This window comes from Rubripirellula reticaptiva, assembly GCF_007860175.1.
Lineage (GTDB): Bacteria > Planctomycetota > Planctomycetia > Pirellulales > Pirellulaceae > Rubripirellula > Rubripirellula reticaptiva.
This window is the reverse complement of sequence record NZ_SJPX01000005.1, coordinates 863889-890775: the sequence shown is the minus strand read 5'-3', so window position 1 is coordinate 890775 and position 26887 is coordinate 863889. Positions and strand designations below refer to the sequence as shown.

The window sequence follows — 26887 nt, the reverse complement described above, 5'->3', positions numbered from 1 at the left end:
ATAACGCGATCATTTCGCGTGGATTCTCGTGATCTTGGCGACTGGATGTTGTCGTGGGTTCGAGCATCGCCACCGGAAGGCAAGGAAGATTTGGCCGGCAACAAGGACGCTGCGAAGCCTCATTCATCGGGACGACTGTCGCGGTGGTTGCTTGCTGCGCTGATCTTTGCTGCCGCCGGTTTTGCGATCTGGTCGCTGGCACCACAGACGATCGGTGAAACGGCGCGACGACAACTTCTGTGCCAGCTTCAAGCTCACTACCCCAATCATCACGTCGCCATTCGTCGCGGCCACTTTGATCCCAAAGTTGGTCTGGTTGTCGAAGACCTTCGGATCAGCGAACCAACGTCGATGTTGGGAATCGGCGGCCGCGATTTGGTTCGTGTCGAACGCCTGACAGTGGTGGGTGACCTGCACGCCGAAAAGCTGCTTGATCAACAGAGCCCGTTGGTGACTCGCCGCGTCATTGTCGAAGGCGTCACCGCCAACGTTTGGATGCAGGACGACGGGAAACCTTCGCTTGCATCGCTGCTGCCGCTGCCAAAGCTTGGACCGGCAGCGCCTCGCATCGATCTGAGGCAGGTTCATGTCCGCATGTTCGGCGACGCACTGGTCGACCGTTCCGTCGATGCCGAGTTCACCAGCATAACGATTTTAAATGACGAAAAGCTGGACGGCACCATCAACATGGATGTCGAGATCATTGGTACAGCCGATTTCGCAGGCAGCATTCATGCGAAAGTCGTTAAGAAAGAAGGTTCGCTGGACGTACGCTGTTCCGCAAACAATTTGCACTTCAACCGTCGGCTCTACGACGCGTTACCGCTTGCTTGGTGTAACGTGCTGCAGCATTCCAAGGACTTGACTTGTACGAGCAACGCTTCGCTGTCGTATCACCAAACCGCGTCCGGGCAAATCAACTACCGCGTCGAAGCAAAGGTTCTAGACGGGCGAATTGAACACAATGTTCTACCTCAGCCGATATCTCAGTTGCGCGGCGCCATCGTTTGTGATCCTCAGGGCATTTCGGTCAGCAACGCTCAAGCGTATCTGGGTGATGCTCTGTTGCAGATCCCCAAGGCGCGGCTTGACGGACACCGCTGGCCTGGTGCCGTTGACATTGAATTGAAGACGCGCGGGTTGTTGCTGGACGATCGGTTCGCCTCAACGCTACCCGTCGACTTGCAGCAAAAGTGGCATAAACTGCAACCGGTCGGTCGAGTTGATGCGGACGCGACTCTGGAATTTCGTAACGGAAAGTGGCAAACCGCCGCCGACTTGACGTGCCATGGTGTCGATGTTCGATACGAGAAGTTTCCCTATCCGATCGAGCAGGTGGTCGGAAAACTTCGGCTTCGAAACGGAATCGTCGAAACACCGGGGCTGAGTGGTCGTGTTTCAAGCAATCGCATGTTGTGTGCGTTTCGTTTGCCTATCGATCCGTCCATCACGCAAGAAAAATCGTTCATCGTTCAAACCGACGGGCCAATTCCGATCGACAAGACTCTGTTGGAGTCGTTGTCACCGCGAGCTAGCGAAACATCGGGGCTGGAATCATTCGTTCGGTCTCTGCATCCGCGTGGATCGATGAAGTTAACGATGGGCGTCTTCGCAACGGATGCCAACGGACATCAGTCACGGTCGATCGAACTTGATGTGATTGATGGTCACATGCGGTACGACAACTTTGCCTACCCGCTCTACAACGTTGCGGGAAAGATTCACGTTCAAGACCAGCTGGTCAAACTGATTGGCTTTCGGGCTACCAATGCAAACGCCGGAGTGATTTTGTGCGACGGCGCGTATCAGATGCCGTCGCCAAAACCGCTTGTGGCTCAATACCGAATCTCTGACACCGCGTTGAGCTATAAGGAAGATTCGCAGTTGCAGCTTAACTTTACTGCTCAGAACGTCCCCATGGACGAATCGCTTCGTTCATCGTTGCCATATTCCACTCAGCAGGTCTGGGATGCCATTTCGCCAAGCGGAGTTTTGGACGAAGTCAAGCTGACCCTTGGCAAGTTCGGCAGCGCTCCGGTCACGTTAAACATGAAGGCGAGTCAGTGGGAACACGGTCAAGTCACCAATCGTATTCTCAGCATCCGGCCACCGTCGCTGCCGTATCGCTTGGACGTCACCGGTGGCGTCGTTCAGTTTGACGGTTCGGAAGTGACTATTGAATCGTTGCAGGCCAGCCATGATGCATCCAAGGTGTCGCTGAATGGTCGCTGCGTTCAGGGGGCGGATGGGCGATGGGTTTTGGCAACCAACCTGCATAGCGGCAGCCGATTGCGACCGGATGCCGAATTGATTGCGGCGCTGCCTGAGCAGATGCGTGAAGCAATGCGACGTTTGCAGTTGCGAGGTCCCGTCAGTGTTCGCGGAACAACTGAATTGACGATCCCGGACGAGAGCCGTCCCGAGCCGACAATCAACTGGGACTTGGACTTGCAATTGGAAGGCAATCGGATCGCAGACGTCGGTCCCGTGCATTCGTTGCGTGGTGAAATTTCGGTCAAGGGCGTCCGGAACGAATCGATTTTGCGAGCCGAAGGTGAGGTTCGAATCGATTCGATGCACGTTGACGATTTGCAGATCACAGGCATCCGCGGCCCGTTCTCGATCGACGATGACCGCATGGATTTGGGCGGACGCGCGGCCGGAACTACACCGAACGGTACCCCATCAATTCGCGGCAAGCTATTCGACGGAACGATCGACTTGGACGGACAGGTTGTGTTGTCGACGGGCGATTTTGATGTTGGTGTCGCGATCAAGGATGCAAAACTTCCAACGGTACTTGCCGATTTTGGCCACATCGATGACGGGTGGACTGGCACGCTTAGCGGTCAAACAAAACTTCAAGGGAATCTTGGCACCAGCGACCTGCTCAAGGGCAACGGAGCGGCTCGAGTGACGGGCGCGAATCTGTACCAGCTGCCGTTTATTGTAAAGGTCATGAATTTGATCAGTGTCACCCCAACCGAGGATGTTGCGTTCACTGATGGCGAGGTTGAATTTACTGTTTTTGGTGATTCCCTCACCTTCAACCAAATGCATCTTTGGGGCGCGTTGGTCTCTCTGGAAGGTGGCGGAACGATGAATCGGCGGCAAGAATTGGATTTGACTTTCAATACTCGCGTCAGTCCACAAAATACGTTCACCAAAATTGTTCGTCCTCTACGCAGTCAGCGGTATACATTGATGACGATCGACGTGACCGGGCCTGTAAGTGATGTTCAAATTGAACGTCGGACGCTTGACGGCGTTGGACAGACTTTGGGGCGATTGTTCCCGGGGATGGGTAAAAGTGAAGACGAGGATGATTCGAGTTCAGCTTCGGCACGTTCGGGTGGCCGATGGTTCCAATGATGCTCGACTGATGACATTTGACTGATGATAATTGTCGGAGGCCATTGAAAGTGAACATTCAACCAACTTCTGCCGCGTCGCAAGTCGCGGGAACTTCGCTGGCGGCAGCCAAGGGAGGTGACAGCGATAAGCTGGCGTCGGATGCCGCCCAAAAGCAGTCTGCGGCCGATAACTCGGCCGGAAAAGGCAGCGAAGTGAATGCGCTTAGCAAAGGGGATCCGATCGGCGATCGTGGCGGCGATGGTCGCCAAATGTTGGATTCGTTCCAGCGGCAATCCGACGAAGAGCAACCCGCCGACGACGACAGTGATTCCGATGCCGCCGCAGTCGCTGCGAAGTCACAGGCGACTTCGACACCAACCGATCCACCGCTGGAACACATCGACTTTCAAGCCTAATTGTCGATAGGCTAGGTGCCGATTTTGCGACCAAGCGTCTTACATTCGTTGCAACCGTCATGCTGCGCAGCAGCCGCGGTGACATTCACGATGGTGTCGTCGATATTTATGACTGCCGCCAATTGGAATCTAACTTCAAGAGAGGCTATCTATTTTAGAATGACAGGGGGAATTTCCCCGAGGACACATGATGACGAATCCCATCGAGCACATCGAATCGAACGTTCGCGGCTATTCGCGTTTGTTTCCCACTGTTTTTGACACCGCGATTGGTTCACAGCTTTTCGATGCCAATGGCAAGCGCTTCATTGACTTTTTTTGCGGTGCCGGAGCTCTGAATTATGGTCACAATCATCCTGGTGCTAAGCAAGCTTTGTTGGACTACATCTCGCGCAACGGGATTCAACATTCGCTTGATACGGTAACAACGGCGAAAGTCAATTTTTTGAAATCGTTCGAGCGATTGATTCTGCAACCGCGCAATCTCGACTATCTCGTTCAGTTCACAGGGCCAACCGGTACCAATGCGGTTGAAGCAGCGATTAAACTTGCTCGCAAACAGACTCAGCGTTCCCACGTCATAGCGTTCACTAACGCCTACCACGGCCACTCGCTCGGGTCGCTCGCGCTAACGGGAAACCGGTACTTTCATAGCGAATTTTATGGGGCACGAAACAACGTGACTCACTTGCCCTTTGACGGATACATGGGGGATACCGATACGTCGGAGCTGTTTGCCAAAATGCTGTCGGATGGCAGCAGCGGATTGCCGCTGCCGGCGGCAGTGATCTTGGAAACCGTTCAAGGCGAAGGCGGAATCAACGTGGCCAGCGAAGCGTGGCTAAAACGGATCGCAGGCATTTGTCACAAACATCAAATCATGCTGATCATTGATGACATTCAAGTCGGCAACGGTCGCACCGGTGCATTCTTTAGTTTCGAGGCTTCAGGCATCAAGCCGGACGTGGTTTGCTTGTCCAAATCGATCGGTGGCGGTTTGCCGATGTCGTTGGTGCTGATCCGTCGTGATCGAGACACGTGGCGTCCCGGTGAACACACCGGAACGTTTCGCGGAAACAACTTGGCGTTCGTTGCAGCCGCTGCGGTGCTTCAGCATTGGGCCGATCCCACTTTTGAGTCGCAAATCCAGGAACGCAGCGAGATTGTGCAGGCTTGGCTGGCGAAGGTCTGTGATCAGCACGCGAGTCTGGGGTTCCAGCGTCGCGGTCGCGGACTGATCTGGGGACTGGATGTGCAGCAAGGTGAGTTTGCAGGCAAAGTGATTCGCCATTGTTTCGCAAACGGTCTGTTGATTGAAGGTGCTGGCGCCGACGATCAGGTGCTGAAATTATTGCCCGCTCTGACAATCGAAGTTCCATTGCTTATCGAAGGACTGCAGATTTTAGGCTCGGCGATCGATGCCGCCGCAGCGGAACGACCACAGGCAGTGGTGCTGGATCTCAGTGCAGGTCAGGCGTCGCCTGCGTTCATGGCATCCTTTTCGGCGGGTGCAACCGGACAATGATGGCTGGCCGATACGAAACCGATGACGCAGTCGTGGCCGAAGAACTGATTGCGTTTCCGATCCTGTGGATGCGTCAATGGACGCAAACGCCGGATCGAACTGCGATTGTTTCCGAAGACGGCCAGTGGACTTACTCGCAACTTGATGCGATGGCCAACGCAATTGCGATGCGGCTGCGTTTGACCGGTATTGGGCCACGGCAATGCGTCGGCATGTGCGTTGACCGTTCCCCCGAAGCGATCGCGGCGATGATCGCGGTCATGAAGCTTGGTGCCATTTTCGTTCCACTCGATCCCGAATACCCCGTAGATCGGCTTCGTTACATGGTCAGCGATGCTGCGATCGCGACGATTCTGGGGCATCCTCACTACGAAGAACCGATCGGTAAGAAGCTTGTTGGTGATGAAGCTTCGCTTTGCCAGTGGATCAATTGCGATTCGGCATTCGTTGCGAGTGATGCGGTCAGCGAAACCGATCTGTTGTTCCCTTCAATATCGCCGGACGATTTGGCGTACATCATGTACACGTCTGGATCGACGGGGAAGCCAAAAGGTGTCGAGATCCAGCACTCGGCGCTGGCGACCTATTGCTTTGCCGACATCGAGTGTTATCAAATCAGTCCCGACGATCGAACGTTACAGTTTTCGACATTGAACTTTGACATCGCAATCGAAGAGATCTTTCCGCCACTGTTGACCGGTGGTTGTGTCGTGGTCCGCCCGCGTGAACGAGCGAACGATCGCAATGAACTTTCGTCATTGGTTGATCGCTTTGATGTGACTGCGATTCACTTGGCCACCGCGTACTGGCACCAGTGGGTTGACCTGATGGTGGCTACCGGTGCCAAAGTTCCCGCATCGATTCGGCTGATGATCGTGACCGGCGAAAAGGTATCGGTACAGCACTATCGGCGTTGGCAGCATCTGTGTGATCACCCGGTGCTTTGGTGCAATGCTTACGGGCCAACCGAAGCCACCGTTAGCGCAACTGTGTTCATCCCCAACGATCAGTTCGACGCCGCCAACATGCCGATCGGCAAACCGATGAAGCGTTACGAGGCGTTCATTTTGGACAAAGACCGCAAAGTGCTTGGTGAAGGTGAAACGGGACAACTGTTTCTGGCGGGACCGGCATTAGCGTTGGGATACCACAATCGGCCTGACCTGACCGAGGCCGCGTTCATTGAAACGGACATCAATGGCCATTCGCGCCGATTGTATCGAACCGGTGACGTGGCCCGCTGGTTGCCGGATGGGAACATTGATTTTGGCGGTCGGATGGATCATCAAATCAAATTAGGATCGTACCGAATCGAACCAGCGGAAATCGAGGCAGTCGTAAATGAACACGAACGAGTTCTCGAGTCGTTGGTCAGCTATGACGAAGTCGACGGGAAAAAGTACTTGGTCGCTTACGTTGCCGTTGAACAGGCGAACCATCGCAAAGAAGACTCAGCACGCGATATCGCAAACTTTCTGCGGCAAAAGTTGCCAGCCTACATGGTCCCGACGCGGTACGTGTTTATCAAATCCTTTCCGAAAACGATTAACGGAAAAATTGACCGCCCGCAATTGCCATCGCCTAGCGAGGGTGTGGTGCCCCGAGACGACGCTTACGTGGCGCCACGCAGCGATGTCGAACGTTACTTGGTCGAGTTGTGGCAGGACGTGTTGAACGTCCCCGAGATCGGCATTCACGATGACTTCTTTTTGCTTGGCGGCAGTTCATTGCTAGTCACCCAGGTGGTGGCTCGTTTGACAACCGAACGGAACGTCGAGTTGCCCGTTCGCGACTTCTTCGCCAATCCAACCATCGCTGCATCCGCCCGTCATTTGGAACAACTCACGAGTGGTTGTGGTCCGAATCAATCGTCACAGGACAGTGACGAAGACATTCGGGTCTTCCGAAATCAGTTGCCGATGGTGGATGCCGACTATTTTGTCAGCGGCGCTGATCGACTATACGCGGTTCGCTATTCGCCTCGGTCGAAATCGATTGGGGCCGGTTCGACGGGACGAGCGATTGTGATGTGCCATTCGATCGGTCATGAGTACGCTCGCGGGCACCGGAATTTGCAGCAACTGGCGATCCAGTTGTGCAAGGCGGGGCATGAAGTCTTGAGGTTCGATTACGCGTCGACAGGAAATTCCGAAGGCGACTGCGAAAAACTAACCGCCGACTTGATGCGTCAAAACTTGGTGGACGCCAAGAACTTTTTGGTTACCCGAACCGGGATCGAGAACGTCTCGGCAATCGGATTGCGAATCGGTGCGACGATCGCTGCGACAGTGGATCCGGAAACGTTTGATCGGGTTGTTCTTTGGGATCCTGTGGTCAGTGGGCAGCGGTTTTTGGAAACGGTGGATCGATTCCATCACGAGGCGCTGACGTCGCTGTCCCGATTCAACGTTGTTCGCGAGGCTGGGCCGATTGATCAGTGCTATGGGCAACGAATGAGTTCCGAAAAACGTGTCAGCTTGTCTGGGCTTTGTTTGGATCAGGCATCAAGTCTGGATGAAAAGTACACGACCGTGTTGACCGATCACTGGGACACTTCGGAAGAGGCGGCGCAGTGGTTGGCACGACAAGTACGAGACCAACGTTATGTGATTCAAACTGCGGACGTCGCAGCGTGGGATGAATCTCGCTACACCGAGAGCGCATTTTCTTCGCCAGAAAGTTTTCGTGCGATTTTAAATCAATTCGGTCGGCCGGAGCGAGCACAATGAACATGCCAGACCAACAAGCGATCGTGTTTGGGAAGTACGAGCACCTGCTCGGTGTTTGGAAGAACGCAGATGCCGAGTCAATGTCTGGCGTTGCTGTGGTGATGGTTACACCGGGTATGTTGCATCACAGCGGCCCGTTTCGATTGCACGTTGATTTAGCAAACGAATTGTCGACGATCGGTATTCCGTCGTTGCGATTCGATTTATCGGGAATTGGCGAGAGTCTTGGCGTCGGTGTAACAGGCAGATCGATTGACCGTGCCGCAAACGAGATTGCTCAAGCGATTGACTGGATTTTGAAACATACAAAATCGCGACAAGTCGTGTTGTTTGGTTTGTGCAGCGGTGCAGACGATTCGGTTCATGCGGCGTTATCTGATGAACGCGTGGTTGGCGTGATTGCGATGGACGGTTGTGGCTATCGCACGCCAGGATTTCACGTTCATCGGTTTATCGGTCATACGTTGCCACGGATTCTGCGACCTAGCAAATGGATGAAGCTGGTAAAACGAATCGGTGTGGACGACAACGAGATTTCAAGTTCACTGCAACCCGGTACGGACGTCCGTGAATTCCCTTCACGTGATCAATCGGTTCAAGAACTGAAGCAGTTGGCTCGTCGCAAAGTGCAAATGCATTTTGTCTACACTGGCGGAGTCGGTGAATACTTCAATTATGCCGGACAGTTCACCGAAATGTTTCCAGAACTCGCCGGCGAACCGTACGTGTCGAGTCATTACTTTGCTGCCATGGACCACGTCGCAATCCTGGCCGAAGACCGAGCAGTATTGGTCAACCATATCGTCAATCGAGTGCAGTCGATTGCAGTCGCGACGCCAACAAAGACCATGGATTCAACCGAAGTCCCGACTGGTGCCTGACCAACATGAACGCGAACTAAAACAATGGACGGGGAAACCCCCAGTCGGCTGCCATGGCGTCGGCTGCGTCTTCGGGGTCGGTGATGTCACCCCAAGGTCCGTTTCTTAGAAAGGCGTGGGCCAGTTCGTGAGCGATGACGTACAACCCGAATGGTTCGGCGCATTCGGATAGTCGCGGCTTCAACGCGACACACCGGCTGCTAGATCCATCGGGTAACGGCAGTGCCATGTAGAGTTTAGATCCTGTGCCGCGATGGAAGTTCAGTTTGATGATGCTGAATCGCGGATCATCGATGAAATCTTTCTGGACGTTTGCGGGGATTGCCTTCAAAACCTGCAGAACGCGATCGCGTAGCGGATCCTCATTGGCGAACGCTTGTACGAGCTTGTCCAGCAGCAACGGATCTGAGGCGGGCTTATGTTCAGGCAACGTCTTGCCCAGTGCTCGACCGATTCGGTTCGGATTGAATCGACAAGGTTTCTGAATTTGGTGGCAGGCAGACCATCGATTGAGACGACTCGCCGCCTGGCGACGACTTGCTGATGATCGAGGTTTGTCGTCGACGATGTTCGCGAACGAGCACGATCAAACAAATGATGACGAACGTTGCGCAAAGCCAAGTCATCGTGGCGATCAATTTCCAGCTGATGTCGCTAACGGTTTCACCATCGGACCATTGGAAACCAAGGTTTGCCGCCTGAGCTGATCCAATCAATATTCCAACTAGTCCAATCGCAGTGGCGGACTGCATCGCAATCCGACGACGGTGAGGATTCAACGCAACCACCCCACCAAACAGGATGGGAATGCCAAGCATCAGTGGCAGGAATTGAACGGGATCTTTGACCACGGTAGCCGACATCCCAAGTGCCGAGAGGCCACAAAGGAGCAATCCAAAAACGATACCGACGCGTGCCATGAGTGAGGTCAAATCCTATGCGATCAAATACTGAGCGACTGTTCGGTAGCAACCTCGCTCGGTAGCAACCTTGCTCGGTCGTAAGCTTGCTCGGTCGTAAGCTTGCACCCGCGACCGACGCCAATCCGTTTACGATTCCATCTTAAGTACTGGCAAGCGGCCTCGCGTCTCGATTTTAGCCCGGATCGAATCCGGTGTCTTGTCCTCCGGAACGGGGCGATCTGCTGGTGGCTGCGCCGGAGGCACAAAGTGGCTGCCCTGGCGAGTTCCACGGCGAGCGAGTTCGGCTTCGACGTCGCTGCGTAAAGAAGATTTTTCGAGGCACCATTTTGGCTCGATCAGAAAGTCGGACGGAGCGTCGCCGCTGATCCGCTCGACCACTACATCAGGCGGAATGCGTTCAAGAAAATCGACGACCGTTTGTAAGTAGATTTCGCGTTCCATCATCCGAACTTCGCCGGCCAAGACTTGATCCCCAAGCGGCGTGCCGTGGACGGCGTAAAGATTGTGCAGTTTGATTGCATCGAAACCAAGGCGTCCGATTTCGGCAGCGGTTTGCATCATCATTTCGTGCGTTTCACCGGGAATCCCCAGGATCACGTGACCGCACATCTCAAACCCACGGCCTCGGCTGCGGTCGATCGCGTTGACCATGTCGGCGTGGGTGTGAGCCCGATTCATCCAAACCAATCCCGCGTCGTGGATCGTTTGCATACCGTATTCCAGCGAAACATAGGTCCGCTGGGCAAGTTCTTCGATCAACGACAACACCGACTCGGGCAGACAATCCGGTCGCGTCCCGATCGCAAGTCCTACCACTTCGTCGTGAAAATCCGGTGAGTCGTTGAGGCTGAGCGCTAACTCGTAAACTTCACGTAGCTGTTCAACCGGCGCGTAGGTGTTGGTGGCAGGCTGGAAATACGCGATAAACCCGGCGACTTTGTTGTACCGCTTGCGGACCGTGATGATCCCGCCGGTGAGTTGGTCGTGGACCTGTTTCAGTCGAACTCGCCGGGACGGGCTGAATGATCGATTGTCGCAAAAATTGCATCCGCCCCGCGTGACGGCTCCGTCGACGTTCGGGCATGTGAATCCCGCATCAATGCTGACACGTTGGACGCGACCACCAAATCGGCGACGCAGGGCTTTACCGAACGCGTTGATTGGCAGTCCTTCGGCAATCCAAGCCTGATCGTTACAGGACTTCGAGGCGTCAGAATCGGAGTCTCGATTCACTGGAAAAACGACCAAACGGGGGGGTGGTGGCGGATTAGGAGGAGCGAAGTTGCTTCCCCGAGGGTAAAATCGCATTCCGTACTGACGGAATTTTAACTTCATTCATTCCGCGTCATGTTTCCACGAATGGGAATTTACTGTGTCATTTGAAGAACAAGTACTCGATTACGCTGGCGCCTACGGCCAATTGACGCCGATCGGCGGCGGCGATCCGATTCCGCTAGTGAAGGATCGGTTACTGATTGGTCGTCGTGGCGAAGCCGATATCCAATTGAAGTTTCCCAACGTATCGACTCAACATTGTCGGCTAACGTTGGAACACGGCTATTGGTTTGTCAAGGACCTCAATAGCCGCAACGGCATCAAGGTGGACGATCGACCGGCGCTTCGGAAGCGATTGGATCCGAACTGCAAATTGTCGATTGCGAAACATCATTATATCGTCGAATACGAGCCACAGAAGTTGGGAGCCTATGGTCCACCGCCGGCTGATGACGACTACATGGACGAATTGATGCGAAGCTCGTTGATGGACCGTGCCGGTTTGAGTCGTCGCGACGATGGCAAAGGCGGCAAGCCCGACGGAAAACGCAAATAGCAACGATGCCGCTGGTGGTCTTTAGCGGCTAATCCCGAATGTTCGGTGCGCGAGGGAACCGAGTTTCACTTCACGCACCGTATCGATCTTTCAAGCACGCGCGATGAATCCTTGCTGTCGCGGCACGTGCTTTTTGCCCGGATCGATCGGCCGTATCGCCGATCCGCTGAATCAATTCGCCGAACGCGGTGATTGGCCGCATTCCGATGTCCCATCCGGCAGCAACCAAGTGGTCATGGGCATCGCGGTTTCGTCCCGATGATGTCGCAGCCTCTGCTAGCCCTCGCCAATGCTCGCTGACGCTGTCACTTCGCTCGATCAAATTAGGGATGCATAGGCATCGCAGGTACTCCGATTCTTTCAACGTTTCAGGGAACGCCTTTGCCAACATCGCAGCCGAAAACTTACTGGCGTCTTGTGAAGTCCAATGAGTTTCAAGTCGAATCGATTGATCGGAGAAACAGGAGCAATCGATGCCTGATAGAAAACGTCGCTTTGCGAGCTCGCGATCACCACGACGAAGCGCCGCGTAGCCAGCGATATCCCATCCCCACGCCGTATCGGGCGCAATTCGCGTGACGACTTCTGCATGTGTTTCGGCGACGTCCCATTGCTGAACAAATCCATCGGCAAGGTCGCGAGACTTTAGTGCCGTCACGATTGCGTCGCGATGACGTTCAGGAATGGTGTCATGGTCGAATGCCCACTGCGCGATCGAACCCGGATCGATTTCAAGATCAAGCAACACGTCACGTTCAAGCAAGGCCAAGGTCGAAAGCTGTAACGCGTCTTGCACCAATTCACAACGAACTGTGACTTCGGCGATCCCATGTTCGATCAGCTGATTGGCAACTCGATTCGCATCATCGAGCTTTGACGACTCAGGTGAGTTCACTAGTTTTTGGATCGCATCGGGAAGATGACGGCTAGCCCACTGCACCAGCGGCCCCGTGTTTTCACTGGCAGTTGATCCCGCTGTTGAGCTTGCAGTTGAGTTGGCAAAAAAGTCATCTGCCGGAATCGCATGCCTTCGTCGTTGTCCGGGAAGCCGTGACACCAAGGCATCGAACGCGATTGCTTCGGGCAGGTCGTTACCCCAAATGATCCAGTCGCCACCACCGTGGTACCACTGGACGATTTGGCCAATCCGGTTGTCGGGATCGATTCGGCCGCACAACCAATCGCCCGCCATATTGGCAATCAGCGGGACCAAATTGGCGTTCATCAGCCCGGGCCAGATCACGTCGGGCGTCTCGTCGAGCAACGTCGCCGGCGAGACCGGATCGCAGTATTCGTGGATGCCTGTCTGGGCCCAAATTTCCGAGTCAAACCAATCGGCCAGCGCTGGCGACAGGGCACATGCATACCGGTCGGCGATGCGATCGGACCATGCCTTTGCATTCGATTGAGCGGCCGGATTTGCTGGGTCAGTCAACGTAAAACGGGTAAAGCGAGGAGAGGTCGAAGAGAAGTGGCGCCCGGATCGCAGGGCAAGGCATTCGCAGTGGACGTCGATCCGTGATCGCCCAGGCTACCGAAGCTGAAACGCTAACGGCAATAGGGTTGTGAATTTCGGTGGTCGGAAGCCCTATTCTGGAACGATGGTGTAAAGCCGGGCTAATTTGTTGGGGGCAACCACTCCGCGTGCAATCATGCGGTTTCGCAGCGACTGCGACGGGGTGCCCGTCGCGATTTCAGCAAGCGTATCGGCAGCGGCAAGCTGAATCGGTCTGACCCGGGCCTCCTCGGCCTCTGCCTGGGCTCGCGTCAGCCACGCCACCGCCGCTTCGGTGTCCGATGAATTGCCTGATTGGCGTGCCAGATTCCACTGCAGCATCCCGTCATAGAAATTTGCCAATAGGCAGGAAAAAGGGATACCTTCGGACCGCAGCTTTGATGTTTCACGCCGTATCCGTTTGACCCCATCGGGTGTGGGATTTTTTGTGTGGCAATGCAGCCCAATCAATGCGCCGAGCGATTGGCAAGCGATTCGAAAACACTGGATTTTCGAAAACGGCAATCGGCTGGTTTGCAACTGCAGATCCTCGTGTAGTTCACATGCGAGCTTGTCATCACCTCGATAGATGACGCTGTAGATGCGTCCTAAGCGATCGAACAGATTAAGCATTTCGTCAGGGCCTGGGCCGTCTGACTGGTCCAATTGGTTGCGAAGATGGTTCAGCTCGGAATCGTGGTCGCGCACCAACCACGCGTTTCCGGCCAACCCTGTCAATGTGATTTGCTTTCCAAAACCGTCGTTTCGACGCACTGCTGTTTCGAACATTTCGTCGCTTGACGATGTCATTCGGTCCCAGCGTCCCTGATGCCAATTGGCCCACAAACCTGTCCACTGCACATGCAAGATCTCGAAGTTAGGCGACAGCTCTGTTCTGCGGTAGTTTTCAACACAGGATGCCAACGGAGTTTCCATCTGATCCCATCGGCAAGCCATGAAGTGCGAGTACGTCAGTCCTGCCCACACGTCGCCGATTGGTTTCGGGATTCCTCGTTCATTCGCGATTGACACTAACGCAATGAGATTCGCTAGGCCTTCGGCGCGGTTGCGGCCAGATTCATAAGAACCAAAAACAGATTCACCGACTGCCGAGATCACTCGTTGTTCAAACGTGCCATGTTTTCGAACCAGCATTGCGCTGGTGAGATTCAGTTCGGTAGCGTAGAGATTGTTGAACAGCGACATCGGACGTTCGAGCGCAACGCACAAGTCGATTTTTTGTCTGAGCTTTGGGTTCGTTTCTTCGGGCGATGGGGGAACCGTCGTTGGTTGGGGTGAATCGAACTCGGTGAAGTTGGTAGCAGACGCGGCGGATTGCGCGTCACGGTCGGTTACCGATGATGTGGGCGACGACGTAGGTGACGATCGAATGAGGTCAATCAATGAACGTCGCTGCATCTTCAAACGGATCACGCGAGCGACAATCGATAGTCGTGCCAGCCACTGTGGTTTGGGGCGAGGCAAGCCAAGCTTTTTTGCAAACGCATTCAAAGTGCTGGCAACCAACTGGTATTGCCCACATTGCAGCAGCATGACGGTCGCCAAGACTTCAAAATCGAAACGTTCGTCTTCGTCAACCAAGCTTGCGAGCAACTGATACTGCTGTGCGGCTTCTAATGTACGGTCAGCTGCGTGATAGCAACGCGCAGCTTGACGAGTATGGTGTATTTTTTCAGCACCGGTCAAATGTGGTGTCGCCTGTGCGTGCCAACGAGCGGCCTCTGTATTGGCAACACGTCGTTCGGCGTCTTCGGCGGCTAGGATGGCATGCGATACAGCACGCCCCGGCTGACCGGCTGCGAACCAGTGCCCGGCGATCCGAGCTGCCAGACTTTCGGGGCGGTCTTGGCGTACCAGCAATGATGCCCAGGCGGCATTGGCTTTCTGTTTGTCCTTTGGGTCAAGCGTTGCGATGCATTGGTCGGCAAATCGATCGTGAAAGATCGAAATGCATTCTCCGCCGGTAGCCTCGTCGATGATCAACCGCAGGTTTGACAATTCTGACACCGCAGCATCGACGTCTTCGCCTTGGCCGGTCAATTCCCCCAGTTGTGAAGTCGAAACCATGCCACCAGCCGTCACCACGAACAGTAAGACCTGCTTGGCGTGCTCGCTTAGTCGTTCCAGACGCCGTTGCCAGAGCCGATCGATACCGGCGATGTCCGTTACGGCGTGATCGGAAACATCATCGAAATCAATTTGCGATAGCACACCGCCCGGCCGGAACTCGTTGGCTAGTTCTTGCAATCGGAATGCGCTGCCGCCGGTTGAATCAGCAAGTTTTGAAAGTGCGTCTTCGGATATCGGGATACCCCAACGCGTGGCTGTTGCGGCCAAGTGATCAACCAAAAACCGTGTGGGGATGGGCCCCAGTGCGATCGAAACATCGGCCGGCGTCTGTTGTCGATCGACCGTCGACCGCGACACCGTAATGATTCCCAATCCTGTATCGCCTCCGCCCGTTTGCAATCCATCGATCGTCACCAACGAGTCTTGGTCAGCCCACTGGGCATCGTCGATGATGATGAACAGCGGTCCAATTTCACGGATTTGTTTGCTCAATCGAATCGCAGCTTCCATCGAAACCAAACGCGGTGTTTCGGCAGATACCGGCGGCATCTCTAAACAGTTTTCCATCACGTTTTCAAGCACGGGAAAGATGCTCGACAACACTTCAAAGCTGACTGGGTCCATTTTCAATCGATCGCGGTCGCCTTGCCGATAACGATTGGCGATGGCATCACAAATCTGTTCGAACGATTGCAGTGCTGAATCTTCGCGTAGCCGACATCGTCCGCGGAAGACTTGCCCCCACCTTTTGGATTCGATGTACGCAATCGCTTCCTCGAGTAGACGCGTCTTGCCGATGCCCGATGGACCGGTGATGTTTAGTCGTGACACCTTGCCCGCAAATACCGAATCTGCCCAGTGATGAATTTCCGCCAACTGTGCCGCGCGGCCGACCATGGTGTTGTCGCTGGGCATCGGCGGACTTTTCGGCGGCGCTCCTAGCCGGGATAATCGCAATGCGGTTGGACGTTCCGCGGCATCGCGATCGAGCATTTGGCGGCAGGCGTCACCGATGACTTGAGGGACGTGTTCCGACAAACTATCAAGCGCCGTCAGAATCAGTTCAGCGTCGATCTGCAGAGTTTGGTTGCGTTCGACGCCGGGGCCATCGACATGCAAGAATGCGAGCGTGTCCGCGCGTCCGCTGGCATTATCGGTTTGCAGATTGTTCAAGGCGACATACTGCATCGCTTCGATCATCACGATACCGAGTGCAAAAATGTCACCAGCCGGCAGATAGAGTTGCCGGCAAATGACTTCGGGGGCCAAGTAGTGTGGCGTCCCTAAGATTACGTTGCCAAACTCGGCCTCGGAATGTTCAAGACTGAAGGTATCGACTAGTCCGTAATCAATCACCCGGCCGCGTCCTTGGTCGTCGACCATTAGGTTTTGCGGCTTGATGTCGCGGTGGGTCAGTCCCGCCCCATGCATCGCGGCTAGTCCCGACGAAAAATCACGCATCCAGGTCAGCAGTTGCTGGAACGCTTCGTCGCGCGGTAGTGTGCTTAGCCCACGAACGGCGATGTTGAATGTGACGCCACTGACCAGATCCATCGCAAGCGCAGTGTAGTCGCCGATTTTGTAAATTCGGTCGACATACAAAAGATTGGGATGTTCGATTTGCATCATGCGCCGGAACCCCAATCGGTTTCGCATCAACGCATCCGAATCGCCCGTTCGCAGAATCTTTAACGCGATTTGGCGTCGCGTTTTCTTATCGAATACGCGGTAGACGAATCCGCTGCTGCCGCTGCCGAGTAACTGCTCCAGCACGAATTCGCCCAGAGTATCGCCTTCCTTCCATGGCGGAGGATCACGGTGGGTGTCGCCGTGAGTTTCTTTTTCGCCCTGCCGTCGAAGCGGCGTGTCGTCGTCGCTTCGGAAAAAATCAGACATGGTGGAAGATACGCAAGATTTATTGGCGGCCTACCCCACTGACTCGGTGCCGTGGGATTGAATCGATCACCGATTATAGATGCCAAGCCCCCCTAGCTTGTGGCGAAATACCCGTAAATTAGCAAAACCGCGACCACCAAAAGGGCACCAACGGGGCGAGCCAGAGCCCATCGTTCCATTGGAATCGGCGATTTTGATTCATCTTCGTCCGGTGCACCACCTTCGGGAATCACACGCGGATTCGTCATCGCAACGATTTCCATCAGAATCACCAAGGCGACGAATACGATGCCCAGAAAGTGAAACTCGTGAATATTCAGGCTGGTCATCGCTTCGTCAAATACGAAATATCCGAGGGCAATCGCAGAAAAACCTAGGACCAACGAAACGTTGGCGATCCAGGCTGGCACGCGCCGGTCTAGCATTCCGACGAGCACGACGGCGAATATCGGAATGAAGTACAGCCCGTTCATCTTTTGCAGATAACCGAAAATGCTGTCTTGGCCCGCCAACATGGGACCGACAAACATGGCCACGATCGCGATCACGGTACCAAAGATTCGGCCGCTGCCAACGACTGCTTTTTCATCGGCATCGGGGCGAAGGTAACGTTGATAGATGCCTAGACTGAACAGGGTCGCCGTTGCGTTGAGTGCTGAGTTGAACGAGCTGAGAATGGCACCGACCATCACGGCGGCAAAGAAGCCTGTCAATTGCCACGGCAAGACCTGGCGAACGAGAGTGCCGTAAGCCTTGTCTTTCTTTTTGCTTTGAACCGTCTTGTTGATCCAGTTTTCTTCGCTTGCCCCATCGCCAAGGTCAGCGATTGCAGCGGCCCTTGCGTCTGGCTCCATCGCTTCCAATTCCGCCGACGCTTCGGTTTGCATGATGGCCACGCGTTCGTCGTCAAACAATTGACCGCGGCTGTCCAGATGGAAGGCCATCATGCCAGGCAGCACCAAAATCAGCGGTGCAAAAATCTTGATCCCGGCGGCCAACAAAACGCCCTTTTGTCCTTCAGCGAGCGACTTGGCTGCGAACGTCCGCTGGATGATTTGTTGGTTCGTGGTCCAGTAAAACATGTTCAACAGCAACACGCCGGTAAACAAAGTTGGCCAAGGCACCGATGACTCGGGGCCGCCTAGCGAATTGAAACGTTCCGGTTCGGCATCTCGCATCGTCGACCAGCCTTCCATCGCGTTCCCGTCGCCGACCCAGTTTAGGCCCAGGTAGGCGATCAGCACGCCGCCGACCAACAATCCGAAGCCGTTCAGCGTGTCGCTGATCGCGACCGTTCGAAGACCGCCAAAAATGGCGTAGATCGAACCGATGATGCCGATCATCCAAACCACGATCCACAGAATCGTTCGATCGTCTTGGATGCCAGTGAGTTCATGCAGATCCAAAATGCCGCTCAATCCACGTGCACCGGTGTACAAGATGATCGGCAACAGAATCGCAGCGTAGGCGAGAATGAAAATCGCGTTGGTGATCGACTCGGTCGTGTCGTTGAATCGCCCGGCAAGGAATTGCGGAATGGTCGTGATACCGCGAGCCAAGTAGCGAGGCAAAAAGTAGATTGCCATTAAAACCAACGACAACCCGGCGACGACTTCCCAAGCCATCACCGCCAATCCGTCACCGAACGCTGCACCGTTGAGACCGACCAACTGCTCGGTCGAAAGATTCGTTAGTAGCAACGATCCCGCGATCACACCGGCCGTCAGCGAACGACCGGCGAGGAAGTAACCATCGCTCGACTCACTTTCTTTTCCACGAACCAATAGATAAGTCAGCACGCCGACCAGGGCGGTAAAGAAGATGAAGGAGACAAGGGTAAGCATCGGTGGCGCTCGAGAGAGTGGGTAAGTGGGATCCGAATATCAGGCGAGCTGATTCAAATGCGAAAAGCTTGTTAGAGGTCGATCCAGTTGCCGCCGCCCGCATCGCTTCGTCGGCAGCCGTCCAGGATCGTCTGTGTTTTTAACGTCAGCTCGGGAAACATGGGATCGATTGTTTTCGACAGCACTGCTTCTGCGAATCGCCGAACCATGTTGACTTCTTGAGAGTTGCGTTCGCCCGATGCAAACTCGGCGACACTTTTGCGCTCGGCGTGTTGTGAAAAGTTCCACCGACAATTGTCGATTTCCAGCACGTGATGGTTCTTGGTCCAGCTCGACTCGCCGCTGTAAAACGGAAGCACAAAGTCGTTCAGTTGGATATAGCCTTGATCGCCCGATATCGTGGCTGTTTGCTGGTTCGACGACAGAAACGAGCAATAGAACGATGACGTTAACCCGCTGCTGAACTTCATTTCGCCCGTGAACTCGCCCGGCACCTCTCCGTCCGAATCGGCGCCTTTTAAAGCGGTCAAAGTTTGGCCACGTACCGACGTTGGCATTTCCAAGTTGGTGGCACGCAGCGTCAGCCGGATGCAATACCAGCCCAAGTCTCCAAGCGCACCGTGCGGTTCCAGACCGGCGTCGGTGCGGATGTTGGATTTTTGGAACGAGTTGTCACCGGGGAACGAAAAGTGACTTTGGATCCGGCGAACGGTTCCGATGGGCGATTCGTCACGCAGTTGGCGGTGCAGTTCGTTCATTCGCGCACTGTGGTCGAACATGACTCCGTCCATGAACTGAACGCCCGCGGATTGGCAGGCGTCAATCATTTCTCGGACGTCATCAGCGTGAACGGCCGCCGGCTTTTCGCAAAGGACGTGCTTGCCGGCCTTGGCTGCGGCGATGACCCATGGTTTGCGAAGCCCCGTCGGCAGCGGAATGTAGACCGCATCGATATCGTCGCGAGCGATCAGAGCCTCGTAGGACTCGAACGCCGTCACCGGGCCGGTCTGAGGAACTTCGGCCGAGCAGGTGTCGATATAGGCTTGGGCACGAACGGCTGAACGACTAGCCACCGCGGCGACTCGGCCGTTGCCGCTGTACCGAATCGCTTTCCAGACTTTTCGCGAGATCGCGGCACTACCCAAGAAACCCCACCGACAAATTGACTCGCTCATCCCAACCTAACTCTGATTGCAATCGACATGCTGTAAACGCCTTGATTTGACGCTCGGGTGAGCTCAAACCAGCGTCGCACACGATAGCAGAGATTTCGCGAGAAAGTGCTGGGCAGTTCGCTAGAATTGCGACTTAAGCCGCATTAAAGCCACCGCTCGGGTAATCTTTTTCGGCTGGGTGGCTACGCTGCGATGTCATGTCAAGTATGGCGAAGTTTTCCGGTTGCCAAGCCTATCGAGAGTTATCGAACATCGTCGCGGTCCAAACCAGCGTTCCCATCTGTAACTCAACACGCGGTGGATTGATTTCCAGCACATGGACTCCGTCGAATTTTTCGCCCACAGCCACTGATTTTGTCGCCGACTTCGACTTTAAAAAAACCCGTGGCTCACCAACATTTGCGAATCCCAGAACCTTGAATTCAGCCACCGATGTTGCTGACACAACGGCAACATTGGCTTCCGGCGATTGCCCGGGGTATGCGAATGCGTCCTGTCGATCGGGATAGGGTGCAGTGAATTTCCGAACATCGGCGCCGCTGGCTACCGTGTCCCGATCTGAGCCGAAGTTGCCGGACTTTGTGCTGTGGGAAGTCTGGCTGACGATTTCGCGAAGGGTGCCCAACGTATCAGGGTCACTGCCGCAGCCCACCGTCACGCTGGCAATCAGGACCGGCAGTCCTAATTTTGCGGACAAGTGCATGGTGATCGAAAATCGTTTCATCGAAGGAGGGCTCGACAGAGAGAAGAGAATCGGCAGAGTTTCATCCGTTTGGATCGGCACGACGGAGCCTCCGATTCGGAAGAAGTTAAATTTGCCGGAACACGCTGGATGTGCCTGATGCGTCGATGACAACGATTGCGCAGACTGACGGGAGGTTTTCGAAAATTTGACGTCGCTTTCTCCCCCCCTCGATTCAATCTCGCGATGTTGGGCTATTATCCTTGTTCGATTCAGCCCTCGTGCCGCACCGCCGAGGGATAGCAGCCTTCTTTCTCGCTCGTACTTGTCTCGTTGGTCTTATGAAAATCTGCTGTATTGGCGCTGGTTACGTTGGCGGCCCCACAATGGCCATGATCGCCAAACAATGCCCGGACATCGACGTGCATGTCGTCGATTTGAATCAGGCACGCATCGATGCTTGGAACTCGGACAAGTTGCCGATCTATGAACCGGGGCTCGACGAAGTGGTTGCCGAGGCTCGATCGCGAAATCTGACTTTTTCAACCCGAGTCGACGAAGCAATCGCAGCGGCCGACATCATCTTCATTTCGGTCAACACGCCAACGAAAACGTTTGGCATCGGTGCAGGCCGAGCAGCCAACCTAGAGTTCATCGAAAAGTGCGCTCGTCAGATCGCTCGAGTGGCGACCGGTCACAAGATCGTGGTCGAAAAATCGACGCTGCCGGTCCGCACGGCTGAAGCGGTCAAACGCATTCTTTCGAGTGCCGAGAATGGTGCCACGTTCGACGTCCTTTCGAACCCCGAATTCTTGGCCGAAGGAACTGCCGTCGAAGATTTGTTGTCGCCCGATCGGGTTCTGATCGGCGGCGAGTCGCCGGTCGCGATCGCAGCGCTTGCGAACATCTATGCGACTTGGATTTCACGCGATCGAATTCTGACAACGAATTTGTGGAGCAGTGAGCTTTCGAAATTAACCGCCAACGCATTTCTGGCCCAACGCGTGTCGTCGATCAACGCGATCTCGGCACTTTGCGAAGCGACTGGTGCAGACGTTGACGAGGTGGCGCGAGCGATCGGCACTGACTCGCGCATTGGCCCCAAGTTCTTGAAGTCATCCGTCGGGTTCGGAGGCAGTTGCTTTCAAAAAGATATTTTGAATTTGGTTTACCTGTGCGAGCACTTTGGCTTGCGAGAAGTCGCCGCGTATTGGGAACAAGTCGTCAGCATGAACGACTACCAAAAAAGACGGTTCTCGGAACGAATCGTACGGACCATGTTTAACACCGTCAGTGATAAAAAGATTGCAGTTTGGGGATTCGCGTTCAAGAAGGACACCAACGATACGCGTGAGTCAGCGGCGATGTACATTTGTCGCGACTTGCTTCGCGAAAGAGCGAGGTTGTCGATCTATGATCCGCGAGTTTCTGAGAAACAAATTCGTGCTGATCTGGTCACGGCTTGTTCGGACTTGCAAGGACAGATCTGCGAATCGGATTTGAAGTTGATCGAAACAAATGTGACGATCGAGAAGGACGGCATGTCGGCTGCGGATTCTTCGCATGCGATTGTAGTGATGACAGAGTGGGACGAATTCAAAGAATTCGACTTCACAAAAATTTATCAATCAATGCAGCAACCGGCGTTCGTGTTTGACGGCCGAAACCTGCTGGATCACAAAAAACTTGCGTTGCTCGGTTTCGAGATTCATGCGATCGGAAAATCGGCTACGGTCTAGGTTTCGTGTTTCGACGACCTTGCCTTTGGATTCGCTCGCCCGTAAAGATTTTCGTTTCGTTTCCTGTAAACTGCTGCCCATGGTTCATCGCCAATGCCGATTTTGACCATCGAATCGACCTGCGATGAAACTGCTGCGGCTGTGATCGGTGACGACGGTTCCGTGATGGGTGATTGCGTTGCGACGCAGGAAGAGTTGCACGAAAAGTTCAATGGTGTGGTTCCGGAAGTCGCAGCTCGGGCGCACTTAGAACGTATTTTGCCGGTCATCGATACGGCGATTCGCCAAGCCGGTATCAGTCCTGATGATTTGACGGCGATTGCGGTTGCCGATCGACCGGGATTGGCCGGTTCGTTGCTGGTGGGCGTGGTTGCTGCAAAAACGTTGGCGATGGCTTGGCAGAAACCATTGGTTTCGATCAACCATTTGCACGCGCACTTGTATGCCTGCCAATTGGCGTGTGACAAGCCGATTTACCCCTGCATTGGATTGGTCGTTAGCGGCGGGCATACGTCGCTGTATCGACTCGACAGTCCGCTAGATCTCGAATACCTCGGCGGCACGATCGACGATGCAGCCGGCGAAGCGTTTGACAAGGTCGGAGCGATGCTAAGTTTGGGGTTCCCAGGCGGACCGGCAGTATCAAAACTGGCTCAGTCTGGAAATCGAACGGCTCATGCATTTCCCCGTTCGATGATCCACGAGAAGCACTTCAATTTTAGTTTCAGCGGATTGAAAACGGCCGTGCGTTACGCCATCGTTGGCCCGGGGCAACAAGACTTTTCGAAAATAGAAATGTCCGACTCGGCGAAAGCCGACTTGTGTGCTTCGTTCGAAGCGGCGGTGGTGGACGTGTTGGTGGCCAAGTGCAGCCGAGCCGTTAAACAATTCGGTGTTCGGCGGTTAGTTGTCGGCGGCGGTGTCGCGAGGAATGGATATTTGCGAGATCAGTTGACGCTCAGTGCTGACAAGAAAGGATACTCGCTGGTGATCGCGCCAATGGATTTGTGTACGGATAATGCGGTGATGGGGGCGATCGCGATGGAGAAAATCAAACGTGGGCAGTTTGCCGATCTGGACTTGGATATCACGCCCGGACTGCAACGCGGTTTCTAACGTTTTCATTTTCTCAAAGAGTTTTCGTCCGTGACTGATCTTATTCTTGTACCTACGTCGATCGAGATGCAGCGTTTGCGTCCGGTGCTAAGTGCAAGTCTTGCGGACCACTCCCATTCGATCGAGCCCTGCGCGTTCCAGTTGTGCGGGTTTGGGCCGATTGCTGCGGCCGCACGGACGGCGGCGTTGATTGCCCGCTACCAACCCGACCGAGTGCTGTTGATTGGGATTGCTGGGACATTCGATCAGCGACAGTATCCAGTTGGGACGAGCTGCCGGTTTGATGAGGTCATTTGTGATGGCATCGGAGTCGGATCAGGCGACGATTTTCAATCCGCAGAATCGCTGGGGTGGCATCAGTTTGGTGCCGATGGGACTCGTCCGATCATTGGCGACGTGTTGCCGTTGGTTTCAACCTTTGTTCCAGGTGTGCCCTGTGCTGGTAAACTGTTGACCTGCCCGGCGGCTTCGGCGAACTTGCAAGATGCCGGTCGTCGCCGCACGTTTTATCCCGGCGCAGTTGCTGAAGACATGGAAGGTTTTGGTGTTGCGACTGCCTGTTCGCTGGCGGGCGTCTCACTGCAGATCGTTCGCGGGTTGTCCAATGTTGTGGGTGACCGCGATCATTCGAATTGGCGAATCGACGATGCACTGGCGTCGGCGGCAACGCTTGCAGCAACATTGATCCACCGCACTTGGAATCCAACGGAAACATGAACAAGACTCCGATTCGACTTGGGATTTCGACTTGTCCGAATGATACGTTCGCGTTTGCTGCGCTGATGGATCGCCGTGTTGATTGGCAGGGTCTGAATTTTGAAACTGAATTGATCGACATTCAGCAACTGAATGATCGATTGTTTGCAGGTGATTTTGATGTCGCCAAAGCAAGCTTTCACGCCGCACTGTTGATGACCGACAAAACAGTCGTTTTGCCCAGCGGATCGGCGCTAGGTTTCGGTGTGGGGCCGCTGTTGTTAGCGGCCACCGAGAATCAAGTTCCGACACCGGCATCACCGCAACTTGTAACTCTGTGCCCGGGGCGTCATACGACGGCGACGTTGCTGTTTTCGCTGTTCTATCCGAACACTACTCGCACCGAGCAATGTGTGTTTTCGGACATCATGCCACGGTTAGCGAATCATGATGCTGATTTTGGGGTCTGCATTCACGAAGGGCGATTCACTTGGGAAAGCGAAGGCTTGTTTTTGGTCGAAGACCTGGGGACGCGATGGGAACAGGCCACGCAGTCTCCGCTGCCGCTTGGCGGGATCGTTGCCAATCGTAGTCTTGGTGATGAAACGATCGCCAAGGTCCAATCGGTTATTCGTCAGTCGCTTGAAGTGGCGATGGCGGATCCGGTCACCGCGATGCCAACGATGCGCAAGCACGCACAAGAATTCAATGACGACGTGTTGATGCAGCACGTCCAGCTTTACGTCAATGATTGGACGATCGATTTGGGCGATATCGGCCGCGCGTCGCTTGGGCGGCTATCGGAAATGGCTCGGTCGATCGGGCTAGTCGCGGATGCCGCGCCTGCGATCGAAGTTTGGTCGTGTGAAAACGGAAAGTGAGTCAATGACGGAATCCGCTCAACCGCAACGTCAGCCAAGCGAATCTTACTGGCCTTATGTGACGCCGATCATGGCGTTTTTGTTGTTGATCGAAATTTCTGCGCGAGTTGGCGAAGCAGGTGCCGCAGCAATGTTGGCGGTGAGAGTTGCGGTTCCGCTTGGCTTGCTGATTTACTTTTGGCGACGGGGCGAGTATCCCGAGCTGCGTTTTCACGTGACGGCGATGACGGCGGTGGATATCTTGCTTGGCGTTGGGCTGGCCGCGATGTGGATGGCTCCGTTCATCTTGTTTCCGAACCTGCAGCCTGAATTTGACGCGACGGAAATGAATCCACTGATGGCCGGTGCCTCGTTGGTTCCGCTAGTCATGGCCATTCGGATGCTGGGCTACGCGATTGTAACGCCATGGATGGAAGAGATTTTCATGCGTAGTTTTTTGATGCGGTTCGCGGATGTGTTGGATCCAAACGGCGACGAATCGGATTATCGAAAAGTTCCGGTGGCTCGGTTCACATGGCGAAGTTTTCTGGTCGTGGTGGCGGTCTTTTTGGCGACTCACCAGTTGTGGGAAGCGTGGGTCATGCTGCCTTGGGCGGTGACCACCAACCTGTGGTTCTATTATCGCAAAGACTTGTTCGCACTGATTGCCGTCCATGCCGCTACGAACGCATCAATTTTGGTCGCGACCATGATGTTGAACGATCACTTCACTAGCGGGGATGGCACGCCAATGTCGCTTTGGTTTTTTGTCTAGAAGACGGAACAGCGAGTGAGTTTTTTACCGTAACTTGATTTTCGATACGGACTGTTCCCAAGACTTGAGCCGCAGACGGGTCTAGTTCGGTGGTTGGGATGTCGACCCGTGTTTGTGACGGACGATTTCGCCTGTGACCATGTAGATCACGTCTTCGGAGATGTTCTCGGCCAAGTCGGCGATTCGTTCCAGGTGACGAGACGCACTGAAGCAGTGAACGGCTGGTTCGATCAAGTCCGGATCGGAACGCATCGTTTCGTGTAATTGGTCGATTACGACACGGTTCATGGTATCGATAAGATCGTCAAGTTGGATCGCTTCGTTCGCTTTGACTGGATCACGTTCGATGAAAGCATCGAGCGAAATTTTGACCATTTTGTTGGTAGTCACCACCATTTCGGTCAATTCCTCGGGAACGGGGAAGAGCGGGAAAAGGTCTAGCGATTTGGCTCGCTCGGCCATGTTGCATGCTAAGTCTGCCATACGTTCAAGTTCACCATTGACCTTCACCACGCAGATCAACCATCGCATGTCGGTGGCGACCGGTTGATGCAGGGCTAGCAATTTTAGGCATTCTTCTTCGATTTGGATGTCGGCTTGGTCGACTTCGTCGTCGGACTGAATCACACGGTCGGCCAAGTCGGTTCGCCGCTCGACCAGCGAGCGTACCGCCAATTGAATCATCTGTTCAACGATGCCGAATTGGGCGACCAACTTACTGCGTAGTGTTTCCAATTCGCGTTCGAGATGCTTGGTCATACTTGGTGGCTGTACGTTTAAAAGAGAATAAATGATGCGGATCGGGACCGACTGAGTCTCGCCGCTTTATAAACCACATTGGCGCAAGTTTGTTTCTGGC

General features: G+C 54.5%; 20 protein-coding genes. 11 read left to right on the top strand and 9 right to left on the bottom strand.

Annotation, left to right across the window (positions count from 1 at the left end; all coding sequences use genetic code 11):
* The first annotated feature begins 18 nt into the window (after positions 1-18).
* The 5 genes from Poly59_RS24495 to Poly59_RS24475 all read left to right on the top strand — a co-directional run bounded on the left by Poly59_RS24495 (position 19) and on the right by Poly59_RS24475 (position 8905).
* Positions 19-3372: an AsmA family protein gene (locus Poly59_RS24495; protein ID WP_146536703.1), complete on the top strand. Its 3354-nt coding sequence runs from the start codon at positions 19-21 to the stop codon at positions 3370-3372.
* Between the two features lie 50 nt (positions 3373-3422).
* Positions 3423-3770: a hypothetical protein gene (locus Poly59_RS24490; protein WP_146536702.1), complete on the top strand. Its 348-nt coding sequence runs from the start codon at positions 3423-3425 to the stop codon at positions 3768-3770.
* Between the two features lie 190 nt (positions 3771-3960).
* Positions 3961-5295, top strand: coding sequence for a diaminobutyrate--2-oxoglutarate transaminase (ectB, locus tag Poly59_RS24485; protein ID WP_146536916.1), 1335 nt, complete (start codon positions 3961-3963; stop codon positions 5293-5295).
* A complete protein-coding gene (locus Poly59_RS24480) occupies positions 5292-8024 on the top strand; it encodes an amino acid adenylation domain-containing protein (RefSeq protein WP_146536701.1) in 2733 nt (910 codons plus the stop codon). The genes ectB and Poly59_RS24480 overlap by 4 nt, the downstream gene beginning before the upstream one ends.
* Positions 8021-8905, top strand: a complete 885-nt coding sequence (locus Poly59_RS24475; protein WP_146536700.1) for a serine aminopeptidase domain-containing protein — start codon at positions 8021-8023, stop codon at positions 8903-8905. The genes Poly59_RS24480 and Poly59_RS24475 overlap by 4 nt, the downstream gene beginning before the upstream one ends.
* 16 nt (positions 8906-8921) lie before the next feature.
* Here Poly59_RS24475 and Poly59_RS24470 read toward each other — a convergent pair whose 3' ends face one another.
* From Poly59_RS24470 to Poly59_RS24460, 3 genes are all read right to left on the bottom strand, one after another.
* On the bottom strand, positions 8922-9335 hold the full coding sequence (locus Poly59_RS24470; RefSeq protein ID WP_246151906.1) for a hypothetical protein: 414 nt from the start codon (positions 9333-9335) through the stop codon (positions 8922-8924).
* On the bottom strand, positions 9328-9825 hold the full coding sequence (locus Poly59_RS24465; protein ID WP_146536699.1) for a hypothetical protein: 498 nt from the start codon (positions 9823-9825) through the stop codon (positions 9328-9330). Before Poly59_RS24465 ends, Poly59_RS24470 begins: the two co-directional genes overlap by 8 nt.
* Positions 9826-9954: 129 nt before the next feature.
* Positions 9955-11061, bottom strand: coding sequence for a TIGR01212 family radical SAM protein (locus tag Poly59_RS24460; RefSeq protein WP_390621522.1), 1107 nt, complete (start codon positions 11059-11061; stop codon positions 9955-9957).
* Positions 11062-11200: 139 nt separating this feature from the next.
* On the opposite strand from Poly59_RS24460, the gene Poly59_RS24455 reads away from it, so the two are divergent.
* On the top strand, positions 11201-11659 hold the full coding sequence (locus tag Poly59_RS24455) for an FHA domain-containing protein (protein ID WP_146536697.1): 459 nt from the start codon (positions 11201-11203) through the stop codon (positions 11657-11659).
* A gap of 70 nt (positions 11660-11729) precedes the next feature.
* Here the strand turns inward: Poly59_RS24455 and Poly59_RS24450 are convergent, their stop codons facing one another.
* From Poly59_RS24450 to Poly59_RS24430, 5 genes are all read right to left on the bottom strand, one after another.
* Entirely contained in the window at positions 11730-13094 is a 1365-nt protein-coding gene (locus Poly59_RS24450) for an SMI1/KNR4 family protein (protein WP_146536696.1), read from the bottom strand.
* 153 nt (positions 13095-13247) lie between these two features.
* Positions 13248-17141: a serine/threonine-protein kinase gene (locus Poly59_RS24445; protein WP_146536695.1), complete on the bottom strand. Its 3894-nt coding sequence runs from the start codon at positions 17139-17141 to the stop codon at positions 13248-13250.
* 92 nt (positions 17142-17233) lie between these two features.
* Positions 17234-18985: a solute:sodium symporter family transporter gene (locus Poly59_RS24440; RefSeq protein WP_146536694.1), complete on the bottom strand. Its 1752-nt coding sequence runs from the start codon at positions 18983-18985 to the stop codon at positions 17234-17236.
* A 71-nt stretch (positions 18986-19056) separates the two neighbouring features.
* Positions 19057-20160 carry a Gfo/Idh/MocA family protein gene (locus tag Poly59_RS24435; protein WP_146536693.1) on the bottom strand — a complete coding sequence of 368 codons (1104 nt, stop codon included), beginning with the start codon at positions 20158-20160 and terminating at the stop codon, positions 19057-19059.
* Positions 20161-20392: 232 nt separating this feature from the next.
* Entirely contained in the window at positions 20393-20884 is a 492-nt protein-coding gene (locus Poly59_RS24430; protein WP_146536692.1) for a hypothetical protein, read from the bottom strand.
* Positions 20885-21183: 299 nt separating this feature from the next.
* Between Poly59_RS24430 and Poly59_RS24425 the strand changes: the two genes are divergently transcribed.
* The 5 genes from Poly59_RS24425 to Poly59_RS24405 all read left to right on the top strand — a co-directional run bounded on the left by Poly59_RS24425 (position 21184) and on the right by Poly59_RS24405 (position 26028).
* A complete protein-coding gene (locus Poly59_RS24425) occupies positions 21184-22581 on the top strand; it encodes a UDP-glucose 6-dehydrogenase (RefSeq protein ID WP_146536691.1) in 1398 nt (465 codons plus the stop codon).
* 93 nt (positions 22582-22674) lie between these two features.
* Positions 22675-23697, top strand: coding sequence for a tRNA (adenosine(37)-N6)-threonylcarbamoyltransferase complex transferase subunit TsaD (gene tsaD / locus Poly59_RS24420; protein ID WP_146536690.1), 1023 nt, complete (start codon positions 22675-22677; stop codon positions 23695-23697).
* Positions 23698-23727: 30 nt separating this feature from the next.
* Positions 23728-24414, top strand: a complete 687-nt coding sequence (gene mqnB, locus Poly59_RS24415; protein WP_146536689.1) for a futalosine hydrolase — start codon at positions 23728-23730, stop codon at positions 24412-24414.
* Positions 24411-25274 (top strand): 1,4-dihydroxy-6-naphthoate synthase, encoded by an 864-nt coding sequence (locus Poly59_RS24410; protein ID WP_146536688.1) that lies wholly within the window; start codon positions 24411-24413, stop codon positions 25272-25274. The genes mqnB and Poly59_RS24410 overlap by 4 nt, the downstream gene beginning before the upstream one ends.
* Positions 25275-25278: 4 nt before the next feature.
* On the top strand, positions 25279-26028 hold the full coding sequence (locus Poly59_RS24405; protein ID WP_186776487.1) for a CPBP family glutamic-type intramembrane protease: 750 nt from the start codon (positions 25279-25281) through the stop codon (positions 26026-26028).
* Between the two features lie 81 nt (positions 26029-26109).
* On the opposite strand, the gene phoU is transcribed toward Poly59_RS24405, so the two are convergent.
* A complete protein-coding gene (gene phoU / locus Poly59_RS24400; RefSeq protein ID WP_146536686.1) occupies positions 26110-26787 on the bottom strand; it encodes a phosphate signaling complex protein PhoU in 678 nt (225 codons plus the stop codon).
* Between the last annotated feature and the right edge of the window lie 100 nt (positions 26788-26887).

Excerpts from the sequence above, each read along its gene's own strand:
- phoU (WP_146536686.1), bottom strand. The coding sequence starts at position 26,787 with ATGACCAAGCATCTCGAACGCGAATTGGAAACACTACGCAGTAAGTTG.
- Poly59_RS24410 (WP_146536688.1), top strand. The coding sequence starts at position 24,411 with ATGAACAAGACTCCGATTCGACTTGGGATTTCGACTTGTCCGAATGAT.
- Poly59_RS24430 (WP_146536692.1), bottom strand. The coding sequence starts at position 20,884 with ATGAAACGATTTTCGATCACCATGCACTTGTCCGCAAAATTAGGACTG.
- Poly59_RS24440 (WP_146536694.1), bottom strand. The coding sequence starts at position 18,985 with ATGCTTACCCTTGTCTCCTTCATCTTCTTTACCGCCCTGGTCGGCGTG.
- Poly59_RS24405 (WP_186776487.1), top strand. The coding sequence starts at position 25,279 with ATGACGGAATCCGCTCAACCGCAACGTCAGCCAAGCGAATCTTACTGG.
- Poly59_RS24475 (WP_146536700.1), top strand. The coding sequence starts at position 8,021 with ATGAACATGCCAGACCAACAAGCGATCGTGTTTGGGAAGTACGAGCAC.
- Poly59_RS24465 (WP_146536699.1), bottom strand. The coding sequence starts at position 9,825 with ATGGCACGCGTCGGTATCGTTTTTGGATTGCTCCTTTGTGGCCTCTCG.
- tsaD (WP_146536690.1), top strand. The coding sequence starts at position 22,675 with ATGCCGATTTTGACCATCGAATCGACCTGCGATGAAACTGCTGCGGCT.
- ectB (WP_146536916.1), top strand. The coding sequence starts at position 3,961 with ATGACGAATCCCATCGAGCACATCGAATCGAACGTTCGCGGCTATTCG.
- Poly59_RS24480 (WP_146536701.1), top strand. The coding sequence starts at position 5,292 with ATGATGGCTGGCCGATACGAAACCGATGACGCAGTCGTGGCCGAAGAA.
- Poly59_RS24425 (WP_146536691.1), top strand. The coding sequence starts at position 21,184 with ATGAAAATCTGCTGTATTGGCGCTGGTTACGTTGGCGGCCCCACAATG.
- Poly59_RS24445 (WP_146536695.1), bottom strand. The coding sequence starts at position 17,141 with ATGTCTGATTTTTTCCGAAGCGACGACGACACGCCGCTTCGACGGCAG.
- Poly59_RS24435 (WP_146536693.1), bottom strand. The coding sequence starts at position 20,160 with ATGAGCGAGTCAATTTGTCGGTGGGGTTTCTTGGGTAGTGCCGCGATC.